General features: G+C 40.6%; 7 protein-coding genes and 10 tRNA genes. 1 reads left to right on the top strand and 16 read right to left on the bottom strand.

The window, feature by feature from the left end; all coding sequences use genetic code 11:
* Positions 1 to 52: 52 nt before the first annotated feature.
* The 11 genes from AAHB15_RS24670 to AAHB15_RS24620 all read right to left on the bottom strand — a co-directional run bounded on the left by AAHB15_RS24670 (position 53) and on the right by AAHB15_RS24620 (position 1,688).
* Positions 53 to 126: transfer RNA gene (locus tag AAHB15_RS24670), tRNA-Gly, on the bottom strand.
* 15 nt (positions 127 to 141) lie between these two features.
* Positions 142 to 218, bottom strand: a tRNA-Pro gene (locus tag AAHB15_RS24665).
* Between the two features lie 6 nt (positions 219 to 224).
* Positions 225 to 301, bottom strand: a tRNA-Arg gene (locus tag AAHB15_RS24660).
* Positions 302 to 361: 60 nt separating this feature from the next.
* Positions 362 to 447, bottom strand: a tRNA-Leu gene (locus tag AAHB15_RS24655).
* Between the two features lie 62 nt (positions 448 to 509).
* Positions 510 to 594: transfer RNA gene (locus AAHB15_RS24650), tRNA-Leu, on the bottom strand.
* 14 nt (positions 595 to 608) lie between these two features.
* Positions 609 to 684: transfer RNA gene (locus AAHB15_RS24645), tRNA-Lys, on the bottom strand.
* Between the two features lie 25 nt (positions 685 to 709).
* Positions 710 to 784 (bottom strand) — tRNA-Gln (locus AAHB15_RS24640).
* A gap of 56 nt (positions 785 to 840) precedes the next feature.
* A tRNA-Glu gene (locus AAHB15_RS24635) sits at positions 841 to 912 on the bottom strand.
* A gap of 11 nt (positions 913 to 923) precedes the next feature.
* Positions 924 to 1,014, bottom strand: a tRNA-Ser gene (locus tag AAHB15_RS24630).
* Positions 1,015 to 1,021: 7 nt separating this feature from the next.
* Positions 1,022 to 1,096: transfer RNA gene (locus AAHB15_RS24625), tRNA-Asn, on the bottom strand.
* Between the two features lie 121 nt (positions 1,097 to 1,217).
* Positions 1,218 to 1,688, bottom strand: a complete 471-nt coding sequence (locus AAHB15_RS24620) for a SprT family protein (protein ID WP_335572726.1) — start codon at positions 1,686 to 1,688, stop codon at positions 1,218 to 1,220.
* A 99-nt stretch (positions 1,689 to 1,787) separates the two neighbouring features.
* Here AAHB15_RS24620 and cmpA point away from each other — a divergent pair, with 99 nt between their 5' ends.
* Positions 1,788 to 1,901, top strand: coding sequence for a cortex morphogenetic protein CmpA (cmpA, locus tag AAHB15_RS24615; protein ID WP_007083554.1), 114 nt, complete (start codon positions 1,788 to 1,790; stop codon positions 1,899 to 1,901).
* Positions 1,902 to 1,972: 71 nt separating this feature from the next.
* Here cmpA and AAHB15_RS24610 read toward each other — a convergent pair whose 3' ends face one another.
* The 5 genes from AAHB15_RS24610 to AAHB15_RS24590 form a co-directional block, all read right to left on the bottom strand.
* Entirely contained in the window at positions 1,973 to 4,144 is a 2,172-nt protein-coding gene (locus tag AAHB15_RS24610; protein WP_335572727.1) for a Tex family protein, read from the bottom strand.
* 181 nt (positions 4,145 to 4,325) lie between these two features.
* Positions 4,326 to 4,676 (bottom strand): type II toxin-antitoxin system endoribonuclease NdoA, encoded by a 351-nt coding sequence (ndoA, locus tag AAHB15_RS24605; RefSeq protein WP_007083556.1) that lies wholly within the window; start codon positions 4,674 to 4,676, stop codon positions 4,326 to 4,328.
* A gap of 4 nt (positions 4,677 to 4,680) precedes the next feature.
* Positions 4,681 to 4,962: a CopG family ribbon-helix-helix protein gene (locus AAHB15_RS24600; protein ID WP_098531723.1), complete on the bottom strand. Its 282-nt coding sequence runs from the start codon at positions 4,960 to 4,962 to the stop codon at positions 4,681 to 4,683.
* Between the two features lie 266 nt (positions 4,963 to 5,228).
* Positions 5,229 to 6,401: an alanine racemase gene (alr, locus tag AAHB15_RS24595; RefSeq protein ID WP_335572728.1), complete on the bottom strand. Its 1,173-nt coding sequence runs from the start codon at positions 6,399 to 6,401 to the stop codon at positions 5,229 to 5,231.
* A gap of 154 nt (positions 6,402 to 6,555) precedes the next feature.
* A complete protein-coding gene (locus AAHB15_RS24590) occupies positions 6,556 to 7,575 on the bottom strand; it encodes a LolA family protein (RefSeq protein ID WP_342043544.1) in 1,020 nt (339 codons plus the stop codon).
* Positions 7,576 to 7,607: the final 32 nt, after the last annotated feature.

Below are 7,607 nucleotides of genomic sequence, written 5' to 3'. Positions count from 1 at the left end.
TAATAATATTGTTTGTTGACGTTTTTGTTTGTTTAGTTTTCAAAGAACAATTTGGAGCGGGTGATGGGAATCGAACCCACTACATCAGCTTGGAAGGCTGAGGTTTTACCAGTAAACTACACCCGCATATAAAAATGTAAATGGTCGGGAAGACAGGATTCGAACCTGCGACCCCTTGGTCCCAAACCAAGTGCTCTACCAAGCTGAGCTACTTCCCGTTAAAGTGGTGCGCCCTGAGAGATTCGAACTCCCGACCTTTTGATTCGTAGTCAAACACTCTATCCAGCTGAGCTAAGGGCGCTTATTTTTAAAGCAACTTTTAAATTGTATCAAAGCAATTCCGCTTTGTCAACAACTTTTTTGGTGCGGCCGAGAGGACTTGAACCTCCACGGGGTTGCCCCCACTAGGCCCTCAACCTAGCGCGTCTGCCATTCCGCCACGACCGCATATGAATTAGCGACAAATTCAATAATAACATTATATTCTAATTAATTCAAGAGGTAATTTATGGTGCGGGTGAAGGGAGTCGAACCCCCACGCCTTGCGGCGCCAGATCCTAAGTCTGGTGCGTCTGCCAATTCCGCCACACCCGCAAATGGTAATCGAATGGTGAGCCATGAAGGACTCGAACCTTCGACCCTCTGATTAAAAGTCAGATGCTCTACCAACTGAGCTAATGGCTCATACTTAGTTAAATAAAAAATAAAATGGCTGGGCTAGCTGGATTTGAACCAACGCATGTCGCAGTCAAAGTGCGATGCCTTACCGCTTGGCTATAGCCCATAATCATTTAGAGATAAAGAAACAGGAAATGAATCAATGTCACTCCCCATCCCTGATGACCCCTACGGGATTCGAACCCGTGTTACCGCCGTGAAAGGGCGGTGTCTTAACCGCTTGACCAAGGGGCCGAAATAATATATGGCGGAGAAGGAGGGATTTGAACCCTCGCGCCGGTTACCCGACCTACACCCTTAGCAGGGGCGCCTCTTCAGCCTCTTGAGTACTTCCCCATATGAATGGCTCCGCAGGTAGGACTCGAACCTACGACCGATCGGTTAACAGCCGATAGCTCTACCACTGAGCTACTGCGGAAAAATCAATATTTCTTTTCTCAATAAGGCGTTTGCCCTATCGACTCTTTACATTATAAAGACCCATAACTATAAAGTCAACATTATTTTTACATAAAAATTATAACCAAATTAACAAAGAATTATAATTGCATCTCTTTAACTTTTAACAATTTGCCTCTACACTTACCACACACATATTTGGAAGTGTTAATACTTCTTTTTCTTTGGTAGATTTGCTTACAGCTTGCGCATTGATAAAAAAGTATTTTTTTCGCTGTTCGTTTTACATTTCTTTCAGGTAGTTGGCTGCAGAAGCGGGGTGCACCTACCTGCTTTAATAAAATCTTAAAATCTTGGTCCTTGTGCTGATATCCCCTGCCTTCAAGATGAAGGTGATAGTGGCATAGCTCGTGCTTAATAATGCCGATTAGCTCTTTCTCTCCCAGCTGTTCTAAATACTTTTTATTGATATCAATATTATGGGTGCTTAAAAGATATCTCCCTCCTGTTGACCGTAATCTTGGATTAAACGACGCTGTATGTTTAAACGGCTTACCAAAGTATTCAAGAGATATCTTTTCAACTAATAATTGAAGTTCTTTCTGCTCCATTTTTACAGTTCCCCACTTTCTAGCGAACATGACAACCTATTATAGCATATATTGTATATACCCTTAATTAATGATGTACTTTTCGGGAGGTTTTACACTATGCCAACTTGGTTGCAAAACCAAATGAAAAGGGCTTTCTATGAGAAGGACCGCTATCAGATTAAACTGCTAAACCAGTGCTGGTTTTTTTACAGAAAAAAACACTGCTCCTAAAAGCAGTGTTCCTCTAGTTACAGCGCCTATAATCCCCGAGCCTTTTTCTGACTATAGGCGCTTCTAATATTTTAAGATGGCGGGAGCATAGTTAAAGCAACACGGCCCTTTTTCATATCTACAGAGTCCACCCAAACCGTAACGACATCACCTACTGAAACAATGTCCAAAGGATGTTTGACAAAACGATTGCTGAGCTTAGATATATGAACAAGCCCATCCTGTTTGACACCAATATCTACAAACGCACCGAAGTCCACAACATTCCGGACGGTGCCTTGAAGTTCCATTCCTGCTTTTAAATCTTCTAGCTTTAAGACATCTTTTTTCAGGAGCGGACGAGGTAAATCATCACGCGGATCTCGTTCCGGTCTTACTAAAGCATCAATAATATCCTTTAAGGTTAACTCACCTACGGATAATTCTTCAGAAACTGCTTTTAAATCAAGACCGTTTAGTGCCGTCTTTAACTCTTCTGAACCTAAGTCATTTGCTGTAAAACCTAGACTTGTTAATAACTTTTTAACCTCATCATAGTTTTCAGGATGAATCCCGGTCCGGTCAAGTGGCTGTTTACCATCGAGCACACGCAGGAAACCGATGGCTTGTTCATAGGTTTTTGCCCCTAAACGAGGTACCTTCTTTAATTGCACTCGGCTCGTAAACTTACCTTCCTCTTCGCGCTTTTTAACAATATTATTGGCAGCGGTTTTGTTTAATCCTGCCACATACTGTAGTAACGAAGAAGACGCGGTATTCACATTCACACCGACCTGGTTAACTGCCGTTTCTACCACAAAGTGCAGCGATTCAGAAAGACGCTTCTGGGTAACATCATGCTGATACTGACCAACCCCAACTGATTTTGGGTCAATTTTCACCAATTCCGCTAATGGATCCTGCAGGCGTCGCGCAATCGAAACAGCACTTCTTTCTTCAACTTGGAAATTTGGAAACTCTTCTCTAGCAAGGTCGGAGGCTGAATAGACACTGGCACCTGCCTCGTTGACGATGAGATAAAAGATGTCATCATCCATTTCTTTTAAAATATCAGCGACAAACTGTTCTGTTTCCCTTGATGCAGTACCGTTACCGATTGCCGCCATTTCTACTTTATACTCACGGAGAATGTTAATAAACTTTTCACGTGCTTCTTTTGTTTTTGAAACAGGCGGATGTGGATAGATGACATCAATCTTTAACACCTTCCCAGTCTCGTCGACGACCGCTAATTTACAGCCTGTCCGATAAGCTGGGTCTACACCAATGACCACTTTTCCCTTTAAAGGAGGCTGCAACAGCAAATTACGAAGATTTTCCGAAAAAATATGTATAGCTTGCTCTTCCGCCTTTTCCGTTAACTCGGCACGGATTTCCCGTTCGATGGATGGCTGAATTAATCTTTTATAACCATCCTCTATCGCTTCCTGTACTATTGGAGCGGCAGGCGAATGCTGGCCACGGATCCACTTTCTCGATAGATAGGCCGTAATCATATCTGCATTCATCTTTATCGAAACGCGTAAAATGTCTTCCTTTTCACCGCGATTTAAAGCAAGAATTCGGTGTGGGACAATTTTATTAACCGGCTCTTCATATTCATAGTACATTTCATAGACATTCTTTTCGTCTTTTTCTGCATCTTTTACACCAGATGCAACTGTGCCGGATTTAAAAGTTTCTTTACGAATCCATTTACGTCCTTCAGCATCATCAGAAACCATTTCTGCAATAATATCCTTAGCTCCTGCAATCGCGTCTTCAATCGTAAGAACTTGTTTTTCCTCCGATAGAAACTCTTTTGCTTTTTGCTCGATGTTGTCTTTAGGAAACGTCATCAGCCACTCTGCAAATGGTTCTAATCCTTTTTCTTTAGCCACAGTCGCTTTTGTTCTTCGTTTTTGTTTATAAGGCCTGTATAAATCTTCTACTTCTTGAAGCTTCTCAGCCTTTGTAATGTCTTTGCTTAATTCATCGGTTAATTTTCCTTGTTCTTCGATAATTCGCAAGACTTCTTCTTTTCTTTGCTCAAGGTTTTGAATGTACTGCCAGCGTTCTAAGATTGTCCGAATCTGCACCTCGTCTAGGGCTCCAGTCATTTCTTTTCTGTAACGAGCAATAAAAGGAACCGTGTTTCCTTCATCAAGCAAGGAAATAACACTTTTTACTTGTTTATAGGATATAGTCAGCTCAGCGGCAATTTTACCTAAGAGCTGATTATCTTTTACAGCTGTATCGTTCACGAAACAATCCTCCACTCTTTTTTCATTTTATTGTATCAAATTAGGGTAATGGTTTCATCAAAAGCCCCTATTTACCTTTTGACAAAAAGAAAAGCAAGCTAGAATCAGCTTGCTCATAGGCAGAAAAAACAGAGGCAGGTTATGTATGAAAAAACGCTCTTTTAAAAGAGCGTACTTTAAACTAAAATTCGATGAGACCTAAACTTACCTGTAAGGCTTCATCCACTTTCTCCATCATTTCGTCATCGAGATGGGTGATTTTATCGGTTAACCGCTGCTTATCAATTGTACGAATTTGCTCTAGCAGAATGACCGAGTCACGTTCAAATCCGTAGCGCTTCGCATCAATTTCGACATGAGTAGGAAGCTTAGCTTTTTGAATTTGAGCTGTAATCGCTGCAACAATCACTGTGGGACTAAACCGATTCCCGATGTCGTTTTGGATGACAAGTACTGGTCGGACGCCGCCTTGTTCAGAACCAACAACTGGGGATAGGTCCGCAAAATAAACGTCACCACGCTTGACAATCAAAGGATTATCCTCCGCTTACAAGACGTTCAACTGTGTGTTCTGCCTCATATTCTGCTAAAAATGCTTCTGATGCAATTCTAAGATTGATTTTTGCCATTTCCATGTATCCACGTCTCATCGACTCGCGAATTTGTCTCTTTTTCCGTTCGCGTAAATACATTTTTGTTGCTTGGTAAATAAATTCACTGCGGTTCACATTTTCTTGCTTAACGAAACCATCTAACTCAGTTAAAAGATGTTGCGGTAACTTCACTAAGATTTCCGTAGTTGCGCCAGTTTCAGACACAAACATACACCTCCACCATCACTACACACCATTTTTATCTAACCAGAATTTCATTCTGATGCTTAAATTTAACTGCACTTCTGTCTGCGCCCCTTCGCGGTAAGTCATCAGCGAGTTTTAAATTTAATATCTGTACCATATTCAATAATAACACTAATCAAGCCCAATTCATAGACTAAATATAATTCTACTGTATTATAAGCCAATAAAAGATGCTTTTATGCACAATTTACCGCAATATCATAAATATGTTTACATTTCTGTATTTAAACCTGTGAATTATTAAGCAGGCCATTTTTTATATCGACAATTTTGCCCTCTTTTTTATAAAGTCGCGGCACACGATTGGTAATAATACATGGGACTTCATAATTAATGGTTTCAAGCTTTGCAGCAATCTCATTTATAGAAATGAACTGCTGACCCTGCCGGCCAATTAGCGTGACGGTTGTTCCAACAGGCAAATTAGCAGGTAGACGAACCATGCACTGGTCCATGCAAATTCTCCCGACAATTGGCGAACGCTTTCCGTCCACTAACACTTCTTGCCCTTGCAGCCTGCGAATCCATCCATCAGCATAACCAATTGGGATAGTGCCAATCCACTCATCTTCCTTACTTTCGTAAGTGGCCCCATAGCTGATCTTATCCCCTTTTTTAACCTGCTTCACATGGACAAGCTTCGTTTGCAATGAAAAGGCCTCTTTCAATGGGAATGGAATTTCTTTTTCCATTTGAAGAGATGGTGTGAGACCATACATGGCAATTCCAAGCCGGACCGCATTAAAATAGGCATTAGGAAATCTGATTGCTGCCGCACTATTGCTGGAATGAATATACTTCGGCCGCTTCGTTAACACCTTTAACAAATCTTCAAATAACGCTAATTGCTGCTGAAAATAACGGTTATCCAAGTCATCTGCTGTGGCAAAATGAGTAAAGATTCCTTCAAATTGAAATCGTTTATCCCCTAAAATCAATTGTTCTACGGTTGATAATTCTTCACGGCTGCGGACGCCGATTCTTCCCATTCCAGTATCCACTTTAATATGCAGAGAAACTTTATCACCAACAGACAAATGTTTTTGTGCCTCCTGAAGCCACTCCTTTTGAAAAACGGTAAGGGATATTTGATACTTGGCTGCCACTTGAACATTTTCAGGCCGAGTTGCTCCTAAAACCAAAATGGGGGCACTTATTCCTTTATGTCTAAGTGCAACCGCTTCATCCATTAAAGCCACAGCAAGAAAGCTTGCTCCCGCTGAAAGGGCTGTTTTGGCTACTTGAACATCACCATGACCATAGGCATTGGCTTTTACCACCGCAATAATTTCCACTTGACCTGGTAAATGTTTTTTTACAGAAGATACATTTTCAGCGATACAATCCAAATCAATTTCTGCCCATGTATCTCGATAAAAATAGACTTGCTCTTCCATCTGTCCACTTCCTAGTTAAAATGCATTTTTTTATTTTACCACAAAATTGGATTATGATAATTTATTTTAAGCGGATGGCCGCTTTTTTGTTCAAAAATATCATACTACTTATAAACGCCAAAAAACAGGCACAAGGCCTGTTTTAGTTTGATTATTATTTTACGGAGTCACCTTGAACAGATTTCGCTATTTCAACCATCTCATCCCTGGTCAGGTTTTTCGATGCGATCATATAATCAACACCGCCTTGTGACCATGAAAGCGAATGATCCGACAGCGCCCCAATTGTTGCGCCTAAATCAACAATATCACCTTCCATAAGCGTTGGATTTGCGGAGGCAACCTTTGTCGATACTTTTTCCTGCACAAGTGTATAGGATTTTTTACCATCATAGGTAAGGACAACCCGCTTACCATCCTCAATTTTGACTGTCTTTTCTTCAAGTAATTTAGTGCCTGTTAACTCAAACGTTGGATACTTAATCGTGAATGACTGATCTTTATTTTTACCATTTGCCATTGCTGGTAAATTCAATTGTGCCCGTGTCATATTCTTTTTCATATCGAAATCGTCCTTGTCAAAATCAGCATTAAATTTCACCTTTGAAAACTCCACCGTTACAAGGGGATTCCGGTCAGGGTCCATTACTTTGACTACAGCAGGCGATAAATCACTTTTATTCAGTTTAATCTCCTGATATGGAAGCATACTATTATTTTGATAACGTGTCTTTGTCTCAAAGATATAATAGTCCTTTGTTGAAGAAAATTTAGCTTCTTTATCCGCCACAATATCCTTTATTAAAGATTCATACAAATATGCTTGGCTGCTATTTTGCGGCCAATCACTTTGGAAACGGAAGCTTTTATTCAATGCCGGTGTAAGAACAAATACACCTTCTTTATTTCTTAGGATCATTTGACTTTGGTCTTTCTCAGCATTTTTTAAATTAACGCGATAGAAGGTAGGATCTTTATGCCAGATTTCAACATTATAAACTTGCGAATCCGAGCCCATTTTCAGCGTCATTTTCGCATTCACTTTATAGCTGGTTAAATCACTCTGCTTACCTGTTAGCTCCTTTACCACATCGTCTTGTGATTTTGATCCACAGGCAGCTAGCACGAACATGAACATTAGCCCTGTAATAAGCAGTAAAAACTTTTTCCTCATTCCTTCAACCCCTTCTTGTCTCATTTCATATG

This window comes from Bacillus sp. OTU2372 (assembly GCF_038440275.1).
Classification (GTDB): domain Bacteria; phylum Bacillota; class Bacilli; order Bacillales; family Cytobacillaceae; genus Neobacillus; species Neobacillus bataviensis_B.
The sequence above is the reverse complement of the archived record's forward strand: the minus strand, read 5'-3'. Positions and strand labels throughout refer to the sequence as shown.

What these genes read in the sequence shown, in the direction of transcription:
- AAHB15_RS24620 (WP_335572726.1), bottom strand. Translation starts at nt 1,688, where the DNA reads ATGGAGCAGAAAGAACTTCAATTATTAGTTGAAAAGATATCTCTTGAA.
- cmpA (WP_007083554.1), top strand. Translation starts at nt 1,788, where the DNA reads ATGCCAACTTGGTTGCAAAACCAAATGAAAAGGGCTTTCTATGAGAAG.
- alr (WP_335572728.1), bottom strand. Translation starts at nt 6,401, where the DNA reads ATGGAAGAGCAAGTCTATTTTTATCGAGATACATGGGCAGAAATTGAT.
- AAHB15_RS24590 (WP_342043544.1), bottom strand. Translation starts at nt 7,575, where the DNA reads ATGAGGAAAAAGTTTTTACTGCTTATTACAGGGCTAATGTTCATGTTC.